A 12,706-nucleotide genomic window follows, 5' to 3' on the forward strand; every position below is an offset into this window, starting at 1 on the left:
CCATGCACAGCGACGCGGGGTCGGGGACAGGCATCGACGCGGTCATCTTCGATTGGGGCGGCACGCTGACCGCCTGGCACGACATCGACTTCCACGCCGAGTCGCTCGCGCTCGCCCAGGCGGTACTGGCGACGCCGGACACCAGCGACGACCACCACGCCTTCGCTGCCCGGCTGCACAACGCCGGCGGCGTCATCTGGGGCCGCAGCCGCGACCACCAGGAGAGCGCGACCATCGCCGACCTCTTCACCGAGGCGGGCCTCGACCACGATCCCGACCTGCTCGAGGCCTACTACGGCTTCTGGGAACCGCACACCCTCACCGATCCGGAGGTGGCGCCGCTCTTCCGCCGGCTGCGCGAGGAGGGCATCAAGGTCGGCATCCTGTCCAACACGATCTGGCCGCGAGCGTGGCACCGTGGCTACTTCGAACGCGACGGCGTGCTGGACCTGATCGACGGCGACGTCTACACGAGTGAGATTCCCTGGACCAAGCCGTCCCCGCGAGCCTTCGGGGCCGCGATGGAGGCAGTCGGCGTCTCCGACCCCGGCCGCTGCGTCTACGTCGGCGACCGGCTCTTCGACGACGTCTGGGGGGCGCAGAACGCCGGCCTGCGGGCGATCCACGTACCCCACAGCGTGATCCCTGCCGAGCAGGTGGGTCACACGGAGGGCACGCCGGACGCCGTCGCGTCGCGCCTGTCGCAGATCCCGGAGCTGCTCGACCCGTGGCGATGAGAGCCGGCGGGGAGCCTTCCCGCGCGTGCTGACTGCAGGTTTCTGCACTGCACATTTATGAGGATGGCGCGCTACAGACGCCACCAGCGTTCTGTTGCATGATTGTGCACAGGTGCTCGGTGAGCCCCACCTCTCCCGGCACCTGATGACCGTTGTCCCCGGTCACCAATGGTTCCGCGACCCCGTCCTCGGGGGACGTCTCGGGAGTCTCCCGGAGACGAGGTCGCGGACCATTGTGGTTTTTCGCCCGTTTCGCGGCGGGTGGGCCGCCGGATCGTGCCTCAGTCGGCGAGGCCCGGCAGCTGCTCGGGCCGGCCGCCGAAGGCCAGCACCCGCACGGCGGCGTCGACGAGCGCGTCGACCGCCCATCGCCGCGTGCTCTGGACGGTGCTGGCCACCACGTGGGCGTACGACGCGGCGGCGGCCTGCTCCAGGGCGCGAGCGCGGCGCATCACCGCCTCGGCCGAGCCGAGATCGGCCGGCAGGCGGTAGCCCGGCTCGGCCGCGACCGGAGTGGCGCCGAGGTCGTGGAGGCGCGTGGTCAGCTGGTCGCGCCGGGATTGGTGGACGCGATAGGCCGCCACCAGGTCGTCGTGGAGCGCGGGGCGCGCCGTCGCCGACGTCTGGGCGCCGAGGGCCCCGTAGACGAAGATCGCGGCGTGCTCGGTCGCGAGCGCGGCCTGGAGAGCGTCGACCTGCGGCGACGGTGCGCCCGTCCTGCGGCCGCTCATGCCAGCACCGCGCGCTGCTGGGCGACCGCGGCGGCCATCGAGGCGAGGGCCTGCGCCAGCGCGCCGCTCGACGCGTTCAGTGCCGCGTCGACGAGCTGTTGCTGGAGGCTTTCCTCGGCCGCGAGGAGCTCGCGCCGCGCGACGGCCCGGTCGGTGCCGACGCTCGGCGGGTCTGCCTCGCCGGCGTGGCCGAGCTCGGCGGCATGGGCGGCGTGGAGGCGAGCCAGCCGACCGGCAGCGCGGGCCAGCCCCGGGACGGCCGCAGCGGTCGCGGTGGCCAGCGCAGCCATGGCGGCCAGGGTCGCGGCGGTCGCCGCGGCGAGCTCGCCGTCAGCGTCGGGCGCCTCCGCGGTCGGCGTGCGGGTGCCGCCGCCGCTGGACGGCGACCCGGAACCGTCGAGCGCCTCGCAGGCGGCAAGGGCCGCTGCCGCGCCGGCCAGCGCACTGCCGCCCAGGGTGCGGCGGGTGAGCGGCAGGTCGACGCGGAGGGCGGGCACCGGGTGAGGGTATCGCCAGCCGCTATCGTGGACCTGCACCGCCACAGCGGGCGACAACGGGACAACAACAGCACAACAACAGGACATCGGGAGGACGCCTTGGCCAGCTCATCCGCTCAGGCCACCATCGAGCGCATCGAGAGCGTCCTCGTCGGACCGCTCGCCGAGCTCGGTCTCGACCTCGAGGCCGTCGAGCTCACTCCGGCCGGGAAGCGCCGGGTGCTGCGGATCGCACTCGACACCGATGGTGGCCTCACGCTCGACGACGTCGCGGCGGCCACGAAGGTGATCGACCAGTTCCTGGAGGCCACGGGCGCCGACGGTGCTGCCGACGTGCTGGGGCAGCAGCCCTACACCCTCGAGGTGACCTCACGGGGCGTCGATCGCCCCCTCACGCTGCCGCGCCACTGGCGTCGCAACACCGGACGGCTCGTCAAGGTCGTCTCCACCGCCGATGCCGGCGAGCGGACCGAGACGGTCGGCCGGATCATCGCCAGCGATGAGGAGACCGTGACCCTGGACGTCGCCGGCGCGCAGACCAGGCTCCCGTTCGCCGAGGTCGGCAAGGCAATGGTCCAGGTCGAGTTCAACCGCAGGTCTCAGCTCGACGACGCCGACGAGCACGACGCAGACGACACTGATGACACTGACGACAAGGACGCGCACTGATGGACATCGACCTCAACATCCTCCGCACCCTCGAGCGGGAGAAGGAGATCAAGTTCGACGTCCTCGTCGAGGCGATCGAGCAGGCCCTGCTCACCGCCTACCACAAGACCGACGGCTCCCACGCCCAGGCGCGGGTCGAGCTGAACCGCAGGACCGGCCACGTCAGCGTGCTGGCCGCCGAGCTCGACGACGAGGGCAACAAGATCGGCGAGTACGACGACACCCCCGCCGACTTCGGCCGGATCGCCGCGACCACGGCCAAGCAGATCATGCTGCAGCGCCTGCGCGACGCCGAGGACGAGATCCGGTTCGGCGAGTTCTCCGGCCGGGAGGGCGACATCGTCTCCGGCATCATCCAGCAGGGCCGCAACCCCGACGACGTGCTGGTCGACCTCGGCAAGCTCGAGGCACAGCTGCCCTCGAGCGAGCGCGTCCCCGGGGAGTCGTACTCCCACGGAACGCGGATCAAGTGCCTGGTCGTGTCGGTGCGCAAGGGCATGCGAGGCCCGCAGATCACGCTGTCACGCTCCCACCCCAACCTCGTCAAGAAGCTCTTCGCCCTCGAGGTTCCCGAGATCGCCGATGGCACCGTCGAGATCGCCGCCATCGCTCGCGAGGGCGGCCACCGCACCAAGATCGCCGTGCGCTCCACGGTCTCCGGCGTCAACGCCAAGGGCGCGTGCATCGGACCGATGGGCCAGCGCGTGCGCAACGTGATGGCCGAGCTGGGCGGCGAGAAGATCGACATCGTGGACTGGTCCGACGACCCGTCCGAGCTGGTCGCGCACGCCCTGTCGCCAGCGCAGGTGCAGTCGGTCACGGTCGTGGACGCAGCGACCCGGTCCGCACGGGTCGTCGTCCCCGACTTCCAGCTGTCGCTGGCGATCGGCAAGGAGGGCCAGAACGCCCGCCTCGCCGCCCGGCTCACCGGATGGCGCATCGACATCCACTCGGATGAGGAGTCCGGCGACGACTCCTGACGCTGCCGGTTCGTGATCTGGACCCCGGGAGCGGTAGGGTTGAGCCTTGGTGGCTCGCCGACTGACGTCCTCTGCAGGACCTGACGATTCCGCGCTTGCGGGACCCGTCCGGACCTGTGTCGGATGCCGGCAGCGGGCCGCCCGAAGCGAGTTGTTGCGGGTGACCGCCGGCTCGGACGGAAGCACCGGTCAGACGGTGGTCCTGCCCGATCCCGACGCCACCGCGCCAGGCCGTGGGGCGCACCTGCATCCCACGCCCGGTTGCTACGACCTCGCGGTGCGGCGGAAAGCCTTCGCCCGCGCCCTGCGTCTCGCAGGGGTGGGAGGGCGCTCCAGCGCGCCGGTGGGGGACTACGTCGGCAGCCTCGCCTCGTCGAACCGGACCGCACCAACCACCAGAGACTGGAGCAGCAGCTCATGAGCACTCGATGAGTACCTCGCGATGAGCCAGTTCGTTCTGCACCACCCACCAACGGTCTAGAGATCCCCCCGGGTCTTGGGCCAGAAGGAGAACCGTGGCCAAGACCCGAGTTTCCGAACTCGCGAAGAAGTACGGCATCCCCAGCAAGGAAGCGCTGGAGAAGCTGAGCGCGATCGGCGAGTTCGCCAAGACAGCCTCCTCGTCCGTCGAGCTTCCTGCCGTCAAGAAGTTCGAGGACACCTACGGCGCCGAGCTGCTGGCGAAGATGAAGCCGGCCGATGCCGCTCCGGCAAAGCCCGCGGCCAAGCCGGCGCCCGCCAAGAAGGCCGCAGCGCCCGCTCCGGCCGCTGAGCCCGAGGGCGTCGCCGCTCCGGCTGCGGTGGAGACCGCTGCCGACACGGCCGCCGCCCCCGCCGCCGACACTGCTGCCCCCGCGGCGCCCGCCGCGCCTGCAGGGCCGCGTCCGGGTCCGCGACCGGGCCCCGCCAAGGCTCCCGAGCCGGACCCCGAGCCCGAGGCCCCGGCTGCTGCCGCTCCGGCTGCCCCGGAAGCCCCGGAGGAGCCGTCGGCCCCGGCCGCGTCGTCCCCGAAGGCTCCGGCACCGAAGGCTCCGGCCCCGCGTCCCGTCGGCAAGCCGAGTGGTACGCCGCGTCCCGGCAACAACCCCTTCGCCCCCAGCCAGGGCATGGGACGCCGTCCCGCCCCGCCGCCGCGTGAGGGTGAGGCCGGTCCCGGTGGCCCCCGTCCGCCGGCAGGCGCCGGCGGCGGACGCCCGGGCATGCCGCGCCCGAACCCGGCGATGATGCCCAAGTCCCCGGCCGCGTTCGGCCAGGGGCCGGGCGGTCGCGGACCCGGCGGTCCCGGCCGCGGTGGCCCCGGCGGTCCCGGTCGTCCGGGTGCCCCCGGTCGGGGCGGTGCCCCGGGCCGTGGCGGCGCCGGAGCCGGCGCTGGTGCCGGTGCGCCCGGCCGCGGTCCCGGTGGCTTCGGCCCCGGTGGCGGCGGTCGTCCCGGCGGTGGTCGTCCCGGACAGCGTGGTCAGACCCAGGGTGCCTTCGGTCGCCCGGGTGGTCCCGCTCGTCGCGGTCGCAAGTCGAAGCGCGCCCGTCGCCAGGAGTTCGAGGCCATGGAGGCCCCGACGATCGGCGGCATGCGGGTCCGCAAGGGCAACGGGGAGACGATCCGTCTCGCCCGCGGCTGCTCGCTGACCGACTTCGCCGACAAGATCGGCGTCGACGCGGCCTCGCTGGTGCAGATGCTCTTCCACCTCGGTGAGATGGTCACGGCCACCCAGTCCGTGGGTGACGAGACGCTGGAGCTGCTCGGTGACGAGCTCAACTACGTCGTCGAGATCGTCTCTCCGGAGGACGAGGACCGCGAGCTGCTCGAGACCTTCGATCTCGAGTTCGGCGCCGACGAGGGCAGCGAGGACGACCTGGTCGTCCGCCCGCCCGTCGTCACCGTCATGGGTCACGTCGACCACGGAAAGACCAAGCTCCTCGACGCACTCCGCGACGCCAATGTCGTGGCGGGCGAGGCAGGTGGCATCACCCAGCACATCGGTGCCTACCAGGTCCACACTGAGGTCGATGGCAACGACCGCCGGATCACCTTCATCGACACCCCGGGTCACGAGGCGTTCACCTCGATGCGTGCCCGTGGTGCCCAGGCGACCGACATCGCGGTGCTGGTCGTCGCGGCCGACGACGGCGTCATGCCGCAGACGGTCGAGGCGCTCAACCACGCCCGCGCCGCCGGCGTGCCGATCGTGGTCGCGGTCAACAAGATCGACAAGGAGTCGGCCGACCCGACGAAGGTCCGCGGCCAGCTGTCCGACTACGGCCTGGTCCCCGAGGAGTACGGCGGCGACGCGATGTTCGTCGACGTCTCCGCCAAGGCCGGTCTCAACCTCGACAAGCTGCTCGAGGCGATCGTGCTGACCGCCGACGCGTCGCTCGACCTGCGCGCCAACCCGGTCCAGGACGCACAGGGCCTGGTCATCGAGGCGCACCTCGACCGCGGTCGCGGTCCGGTGGCCACGATCCTGGTCCAGCGCGGAACCCTCCGTGTGGGCGACTCGATCGTCGCGGGCCCGGCCCACGGCCGGGTCCGCGCGATGCTCGACGAGCACGGCGACAACATCGAGGAGGCCGACCCGTCGCGTCCCGCGATGGTCCTCGGTCTGACCGCCGTCCCGGGCGCCGGTCAGAACTTCCTCGTGGTCGAGGACGACCGGATGGCGCGCCAGATCGCCGAGAAGCGCGAGGCTCGCGAGCGGGCCGCGCTGCAGGCGAAGCGCCGCGTGCGTCGTACGCTCGAGGACTTCATGGCCTCCATGGAGAAGGGTGGCGTCCAGGAGCTCAACCTCATCCTCAAGGGCGACGTGTCCGGCTCGGTCGAGGCTCTCGAGGACGCCCTCGCGCAGATCGACGTGGGCGAGGAGGTCAGCCTCCGCGTCATCGACCGCGGTGTCGGCGCGATCACCGAGACCAACGTCGACCTGGCGGCCGCGTCCGACGCGATCATCATCGGCTTCAACGTCCGCCCGCAGGGCAAGGCGGGGCAGATGGCCGAGAAGGAAGGCGTCGAGATCCGTTACTACTCGATCATCTACCAGGCGATCGAGGAGATCGAGGCGGCCCTCAAGGGCATGCTCAAGCCGGAGTACGAGGAGCAGACCCTCGGCCAGGCGGAGATCCGTGCGATCTTCCGCTCGTCGAAGATCGGCAACATCGCGGGCTGCATGGTCATCGGTGGTGTCATCCGGCGCAACGCCAAGGTCCGGGTCCTCCGCGACGGCGCGGTCATCGCCGACAACCTCGACCTCGCCTCGCTCAAGCGGGAGAAGGACGACGCGTCCGAGGTTCGGGAAGGCTTCGAGTGCGGTCTCGTGCTCAAGAACTTCCAGGACATCAAGGAAGGCGACGTGGTCGAGGCCTTCGAGATGAAGGAGATCCCGCGCTCCTGAGCGCCGGAGAATCGATCCCTGCTGTGCCGTCCGTCCCTCCTCGGGGCGGACGGCGCAGTGCTCTACTGATAGGAAAGTCCCCATGGCCAGCCCGCGCGTGCGCAAGATCGCCGACCGGATCCAGGTGATCGTTGCCGAGATGCTCGAGCGTCGGATCAAGGACCCGCGTCTCGGATTCGTCACGATCACCGACGTCCGCCTGACCGGCGACGCCCAGAACGCCACGATCTACTACACCGTGCTCGGCGAGGACGCCGATCAGCAGGCCACGGCCGCGGCGCTCGAGTCCGCCAAGGGCCTCCTGCGCTCGGAGGTCGGCAAGCAGCTCGGCATGCGCCACGTGCCCACCCTGGCGTTCTCCTGGGACGGCGTCCCGGAGTCCGCGCGCCACCTGGACGAGGTGCTCGCCAAGGCGCGGGAGGCCGATGCGGCCGTCGCCGCGGCCCGCGAGGGTGCCGTGCCCGCCGGCGAGGCCGACCCCTACAAAAAGCCGCGGGAGCTGGCCGACGGCGAGCTCGACGAGCTCGACCAGGCTGACCAGTTCGACGAGGACTGAGCGGGTGGCCGAGTCCGGATTGGTCGTCATCGACAAGCCGGCCGGGATCACGTCCCACGACGTCGTCGCCCGCGTCCGCCGCGCGCTCGGGACCCGGAAGGTCGGGCACGCCGGCACGCTGGACCCGATGGCGACCGGGGTGCTGGTGCTGGGCGTGGAGCGGGCGACCCGCCTGCTCGGTCACCTGATGCTGACGGAGAAGACCTACTCCGCGACCGTCCGCCTCGGCCAGACGACCACGACCGATGACGCCGAGGGCGAGGTCGTCGCGACCACGACCGCCGCCGACGTGGCCGAGGGAGACGTGCGGTCTGCCCTGGCGTCGTTCGAGGGTGAGATCGAGCAGGTCCCGTCGACCGTGTCGGCCATCAAGGTCAACGGCAAGCGGGCCTACGCGCTGGCCCGTGACGGTGAACAGGTGGAGTTGAAGGCACGGCCGGTGACGATCCACGAGATCGCCGTCGGAGAGCTGCAGCGGGTCGGCGACCTCCTGGACGTCGAGATCCGCGTGCGCTGCTCCAGTGGCACCTACATCCGCGCCATCGCCCGCGACCTCGGCGCCGCGCTCGGCGTTGGCGGGCACCTGACGGCCCTGCGTCGGCACTCGGTGGGGGCCTTCACCCTGGACGGCGCCAACACCGACTTCGAGCACCTGACGCTCACGCCGCTCGCGGACGCCGCCCGATCCACCTTCCCAGCGGTCGAGCTCGACGCCGAGCAGGCGCAGGCGGTCCGCTACGGCAGGCCGCTGCCCCTCACGCTCGACGACCTGACCGGGCTGTTCGACCCGGCCGGGGAGTTCCTCGCGCTCTATCGCCCGGAGGGCGGTGTCGCGCGGCCCGCCGCCGTGTTCGTCGGATGAGGAATAGCCTGGCAGCGGTGCTGGCCGGCTGGTGCCTGCTCGCCTCGGGCTGCGATGCCGGAGCCGGGACCCCGGAGAGCCCGTCCGCTGCGAGCAGCGGAGCCGACGCTGCTGGCTCCTGTGAGGACGCGGCCCCGGTGGTCCGCCGCTACGCCGACGCCGTCGCCCGGGTGAGCGTGGTGAGCTTCAACGTCGACCGGACCGGCCGCCCCGCCGGGAGCGTGGCCGACGTACGACGCCTCCTGCGGCGCGACGACGTGGACGTCGTCGGCTGGCAGGAGGCCGACACGGATGCCTTCACGCGGGCGGCCGCCTGGGGAGAGCAGCGGGGCTGGCGCACGCACTTCTTCGACGTCGGCGACGGCGCTCGGCAGGTGCCGATCACCTGGCGTGACGATCGATGGGTGCTCGTCGGGGTCGATGCCCATCCGATGGTCGACGGCGCGGGTCGCGACGTGACGGACCATCCGTTCCGGCCGAAGTGGGCGACCGCGGTCACGCTCAGGCACCGCGCGTCCGGGCGTCAGGTGACGGTCCTCAACACGCACGTGCCCAACCACGTCGAGACCGGCGCCCAGTGGGAGGACAACGTCAACGCACGTGCCGCGCGGCAGCACTACGCCAGGCTCGCCGCGCTGCTGGGCTCGCCGGGCGATGTCCGGATCGCGACCGGCGACTTCCAGTGGGACCACCACGACGACCTCGCCGCGCGGCCTGAGGGCGGCATCACCCGCACCTTCGCGGGACGGGCCCGCAACTCGTTCCAGGCTCTCGGACTGACCGGCGTCTGCCCGACGCGCAACACCCGCTGGATCGACTACGTGTGGGTCGATCGGCCCTCGCTCGTCGCACGACGGGCCGCCTTCGTCACGCACCGTTCCCTGCCCGGTTATGCGTCCGACCACCGACCGATACTGGCGACGGTCGCGCTGCGGCGTCCGAACTGACCGATTCGGGTCCGGCCCCCGCGCTGCCGGTGGTTGAATGTGCGCGGACTGGCAGGTGTGGGGAAGTGGGTTGAGTGTGCGGGGGGACAGTCGAGGCGGCCGACGATCGCGCGCGCCGCTGAGCCTGCGCCACCTGGTGCTGGTCGTCCTGGCCGCGGCGATGGCGGCGGTGTCGGTGCCGGCCGCGTCGCCGGCCTCGGGAGAGACGACGACCACCCCGCAGAGCCCCCTCGAGGCGGGCGTGCACGTCATCGGCGACTCGATCACCGATCGCGCCCACAATCACGACTGGTCTCCGCTCAGCGCGGAACGACGTCCGCGCGGCTGGACGGTCGACGCCTATCCGGGCCGCCGGGTGACAGCCCTGGGCGTCGCCCCGGTGCCGCGCACCCGCGACCGGGAGACGGCGATCCGTCACGTCTTCACGATGCCGCGGCACCGGGTGGGGACGGCGGTCATCGCACTCGGGACCAACGGCGCCGACGAGGCCATGACGGTCGCCGACGCCACCCGTCTCTATGCGCAGGGCATCCGGCTGGTCCGCGGCGCGCTGCGCTGGCGGGGGCCCAAGCGCGTGGTGCTCGTCACGCCCTGGAAGGACCCGTCCATCGAGGAGGGCGCCCTCAAGGAGTCGACCGGGCTTCCCTACGAGCCCTACCAGTGGGCCAGCAAGACGGTCGTCTATCGCAAGGCCATCCATCGGGTCGCCCGGGCCACGCGCGGGGTCTGCGTGATGCCGTGGCACACCTACGCCTCCGCGCACCCGGCCCGCTTCCGTGACGGCATCCACCCGGACCGGATCGCCCTGCGGGTGTGGCGCAGGATGCTCGAGCGTGCGATCCGCACCTGCGCCCAGCAGTGAGCAGCCGCGCGCAGCGTGGTCGCCGGTGACCCGTTCGGACGTCGGGATCAGTAGGGTGGCGCCGTGCGAGTGTGGCGCGAGTTGAGCGACGTCCCGGCTGGGCTGGGGCGCACCGTTGCCACCATCGGCAACTTCGACGGGATGCACCTCGGTCACCAGCACGTCGTACGACGGGCCCGCGAGGTCGCGGCCGACGTGGCCGCCGACACGGCGATCGACGGGGTCGTCGCCGTCACCTTCGACCCGCACCCGATCGCGGTCCTGCGTCCGGAGCACGCGCCGCCGACGCTCACGACCATCGACGAGCGCCTGCGGCTGCTGGGAGAGGCCGGCGTGGACGACGTCCTCGTGATCCCGTTCTCGCGGGACATCGCGGCGTGGGCGCCCGAGGAGTTCATCGAGCGGATCCTGCTCTCGACGCTGCACGTCAAGGCGGTCGTGGTGGGCGCGAACTTCCGCTTCGGCCGCCGTGCGGCCGGCGACTGCAACCTCCTGCGCGCCGCGGGCGCCGAGCACGACTTCGTGCTCGAGGAGGTCAGCCTCGACGGTGGCCCCCAGGTCTGGTCCTCGACCTACGTCCGCACCTGCCTGGCGGCCGGTGACGTCACCGGCGCCGCCGAGGCGCTCGGACGCTCCTACACGGTCCGCGGCGTCGTGGTCGAAGGCGACAAGCGCGGTCGTGAGCTCGGGTTCCCCACCGCCAACGTCCCGGTGCCCCCCGGTGCGGCAGCGCCGGCCGACGGTGTCTACGCCGGCTGGCTGACCCCGCTCGACGGCCCCGACGCCACGACGCGGTTCCCCGCTGCGATCAGCGTCGGCACCAACCCCACCTTCGCCGGTGAGCGTGAGCGACGGGTGGAGTCCTACGTGCTCGACCGCACCGACCTCGACCTCTATGGCCACGAGGTCGAGGTGGAGTTCATCGAGCGCCTGCGGGGCATGGTCCGCTTCGATGGCATCGATGCCCTGCTCGAGGCGATGGCCGACGACGTCGCTCGGACCCGCGCCCTCCTGATGCGCTGAGCGAGGCGACGTGAGCACCGACGAGATCGCGGCTGCCGAGCGGTGGTTCGTCGGCCACGGCCTGCCCTACTTCGTCGATCACCACCGTGCGGCGGTCGCGGAGGGCCTGCGCCGTGGACGGCTGCTGGGCGTGCTCGCATCCGCCGCGCTCCTCGGGACCGTGGCCGGCGTCGCGACCGGCCTGTGGCTCGGCGCCGCAGCCGGCATCGGCGCGGGCATGACCGGGCTGGGCGTGCTCCTCGCGGTCTACGCGGTCACCACGCTGCGGGCGTGGCTAATCGTCGGGTGGGCGGTCCGCCGTACGTTCGGATCGCTGGGTCTCCTGCTCCCGCTCGTCACCCGCGCCCTCCCGCTGCTGCTGCTCTTCATTACCTTCCTGTTCATCAACGCGGAGGTGTGGCAGGTCGCCGCCAGCCTCGACGGCGGCGTGCTGTGGGTGACGGTCCTGCTGTTCGGGGCCATCGCGGTCGGCTTCCTGCTCACCCGGCTTCCCGAGGAGCTCGACCAGGTCGACGACGACGTCGAGGCGCGACAGCTCGTCGATGCGTGCGCGGGCACCCCCCTCGAGGCAGCGGCCCGGAGGATCGCCGAGCGCGTCGATCGGGTCGGCGCTGTCGACGCCGAGGTCACCGGGCTGCAGAAGGCCAACCTGGTCCTGGTCCTCCTGGTCGCGCAGGCGCTCCAGGTCCTGCTGCTCTCGATCGCTGTGTTCGGTTTCTTCCTGATCTTCGGGGTCGTCGCGATGGCACCGGAGGTCGTCGGGACGTGGACGGGTGGCGACCTGCACGCCCTCGGCGGCGTCGTGGGCTCGTGGACCGGCGATCGGTTGAGCCTGGAGCTCGTCCGCGTGTCGACCTTCCTGGCTGCCTTCAGCGGGCTCTACTTCACGGTCTACGCCGTGACAGACGAGCTCTATCGCCGCCAGTTCTTCTCGACGGTGATCCGCGAGCTGGAGAGAGCCGTCAGCGCGCGCGTGGCCTACCGAGCCCTCCTGGGCGAAGCCCCCGGGGCCGTCGGCTGACCGTCGGCCCGCTCAGTCCTGCACCCGGCCGCGCAGCTGCTTGGTCTCTCCGCGCCGGCGCTTGGAATCGAGGCGCCGGCGTTGGGATCCTCGCGTCGGCTTCGTCGTTCGGCGCGGCGCCGGCGGCGGCGCGAGCAGCTCCCGCACACGCTCCGCGAGCCGCTCGCGCGCCGCGACCCGGTTGCGGTGCTGGGAGCGGTGCTCGTGGGCGACGACGACGAGGGGGCCCTCGTGCCGCCCGAGCAGACGCGCGCGCTGGGCGTCGGTCAGTGCCGCGGAGGCGTCGGGGTCCCAGCTGAGCTCGACCCGGGAGTCGGTGGTGTTGACCGACTGCCCGCCCGGGCCCGGGGAGCGCGAGAAGCGCTCCACCAGCTCGCTGTCGGGGATGAGCAGGCCGTCGGGCAGGCCGGGGCCGGGCGGGACAGTCAGGTCCAT

General features: G+C 72.0%; 14 protein-coding genes. 11 read left to right on the forward strand and 3 right to left on the reverse strand.

Translation table 11 applies throughout. From position 1 onward, the window contains the following. Window positions 1-2: 2 nt before the first annotated feature. Window positions 3-737, forward strand: coding sequence for an HAD family hydrolase (locus tag E9934_RS02210; protein WP_136561173.1), 735 nt, complete (start codon window positions 3-5; stop codon window positions 735-737). Window positions 738-1,018: 281 nt separating this feature from the next. Here E9934_RS02210 and E9934_RS02215 read toward each other — a convergent pair whose 3' ends face one another. Beyond that, entirely contained in the window at window positions 1,019-1,468 is a 450-nt protein-coding gene (locus tag E9934_RS02215) for a DUF4439 domain-containing protein (protein WP_136561174.1), read from the reverse strand. Next, on the reverse strand, window positions 1,465-1,965 hold the full coding sequence (locus E9934_RS20130; RefSeq protein ID WP_136561175.1) for a hypothetical protein: 501 nt from the start codon (window positions 1,963-1,965) through the stop codon (window positions 1,465-1,467). The genes E9934_RS02215 and E9934_RS20130 overlap by 4 nt, the downstream gene beginning before the upstream one ends. A 99-nt stretch (window positions 1,966-2,064) precedes the next feature. Here E9934_RS20130 and rimP point away from each other — a divergent pair, with 99 nt between their 5' ends. The 10 genes from rimP (at window position 2,065) to E9934_RS02270 (ending at window position 12,271) form a co-directional block, all read left to right on the forward strand. Further along, window positions 2,065-2,634 (forward strand): ribosome maturation factor RimP, encoded by a 570-nt coding sequence (gene rimP, locus E9934_RS20135; protein ID WP_136561176.1) that lies wholly within the window; start codon window positions 2,065-2,067, stop codon window positions 2,632-2,634. Continuing rightward, window positions 2,634-3,614, forward strand: coding sequence for a transcription termination factor NusA (gene nusA, locus E9934_RS02230; protein ID WP_136561177.1), 981 nt, complete (start codon window positions 2,634-2,636; stop codon window positions 3,612-3,614). Before rimP ends, nusA begins: the two co-directional genes overlap by 1 nt. Window positions 3,615-3,663: 49 nt before the next feature. Continuing rightward, on the forward strand, window positions 3,664-4,035 hold the full coding sequence (locus tag E9934_RS02235) for a YlxR family protein (RefSeq protein WP_275106603.1): 372 nt from the start codon (window positions 3,664-3,666) through the stop codon (window positions 4,033-4,035). Window positions 4,036-4,129: 94 nt separating this feature from the next. Further along, a complete protein-coding gene (gene infB / locus E9934_RS02240; protein ID WP_136561178.1) occupies window positions 4,130-7,000 on the forward strand; it encodes a translation initiation factor IF-2 in 2,871 nt (956 codons plus the stop codon). Between the two features lie 82 nt (window positions 7,001-7,082). Then, complete coding sequence (rbfA, locus tag E9934_RS02245) at window positions 7,083-7,556, forward strand: 30S ribosome-binding factor RbfA (RefSeq protein ID WP_136561179.1); 474 nt, start codon at window positions 7,083-7,085, stop codon at window positions 7,554-7,556. A gap of 4 nt (window positions 7,557-7,560) precedes the next feature. Next, window positions 7,561-8,418, forward strand: a complete 858-nt coding sequence (truB, locus tag E9934_RS02250) for a tRNA pseudouridine(55) synthase TruB (RefSeq protein ID WP_193556856.1) — start codon at window positions 7,561-7,563, stop codon at window positions 8,416-8,418. Continuing rightward, window positions 8,415-9,365: an endonuclease/exonuclease/phosphatase family protein gene (locus E9934_RS02255; RefSeq protein ID WP_136561181.1), complete on the forward strand. Its 951-nt coding sequence runs from the start codon at window positions 8,415-8,417 to the stop codon at window positions 9,363-9,365. The genes truB and E9934_RS02255 overlap by 4 nt, the downstream gene beginning before the upstream one ends. A 136-nt stretch (window positions 9,366-9,501) precedes the next feature. Then, on the forward strand, window positions 9,502-10,227 hold the full coding sequence (locus E9934_RS02260; RefSeq protein WP_136561182.1) for a GDSL-type esterase/lipase family protein: 726 nt from the start codon (window positions 9,502-9,504) through the stop codon (window positions 10,225-10,227). A gap of 63 nt (window positions 10,228-10,290) precedes the next feature. Further along, entirely contained in the window at window positions 10,291-11,250 is a 960-nt protein-coding gene (locus tag E9934_RS02265; RefSeq protein ID WP_136561183.1) for a bifunctional riboflavin kinase/FAD synthetase, read from the forward strand. 10 nt (window positions 11,251-11,260) lie between these two features. Next, window positions 11,261-12,271, forward strand: coding sequence for a hypothetical protein (locus E9934_RS02270; protein ID WP_136561184.1), 1,011 nt, complete (start codon window positions 11,261-11,263; stop codon window positions 12,269-12,271). A gap of 12 nt (window positions 12,272-12,283) precedes the next feature. On the opposite strand, the gene arfB is transcribed toward E9934_RS02270, so the two are convergent. Continuing rightward, complete coding sequence (gene arfB / locus E9934_RS02275) at window positions 12,284-12,706, reverse strand: alternative ribosome rescue aminoacyl-tRNA hydrolase ArfB (protein ID WP_136561185.1); 423 nt, start codon at window positions 12,704-12,706, stop codon at window positions 12,284-12,286.

This window comes from Nocardioides caeni (assembly GCF_004912195.1).
GTDB lineage: Bacteria > Actinomycetota > Actinomycetes > Propionibacteriales > Nocardioidaceae > Nocardioides > Nocardioides caeni.

What these genes read in the sequence shown, in the direction of transcription:
- E9934_RS02210 (WP_136561173.1), top strand. Translation starts at nt 3, where the DNA reads ATGCACAGCGACGCGGGGTCGGGGACAGGCATCGACGCGGTCATCTTC.
- E9934_RS02215 (WP_136561174.1), bottom strand. Translation starts at nt 1,468, where the DNA reads ATGAGCGGCCGCAGGACGGGCGCACCGTCGCCGCAGGTCGACGCTCTC.
- nusA (WP_136561177.1), top strand. Translation starts at nt 2,634, where the DNA reads ATGGACATCGACCTCAACATCCTCCGCACCCTCGAGCGGGAGAAGGAG.
- rbfA (WP_136561179.1), top strand. Translation starts at nt 7,083, where the DNA reads ATGGCCAGCCCGCGCGTGCGCAAGATCGCCGACCGGATCCAGGTGATC.
- E9934_RS02255 (WP_136561181.1), top strand. Translation starts at nt 8,415, where the DNA reads ATGAGGAATAGCCTGGCAGCGGTGCTGGCCGGCTGGTGCCTGCTCGCC.
- arfB (WP_136561185.1), bottom strand. Translation starts at nt 12,706, where the DNA reads ATGGACCTGACTGTCCCGCCCGGCCCCGGCCTGCCCGACGGCCTGCTC.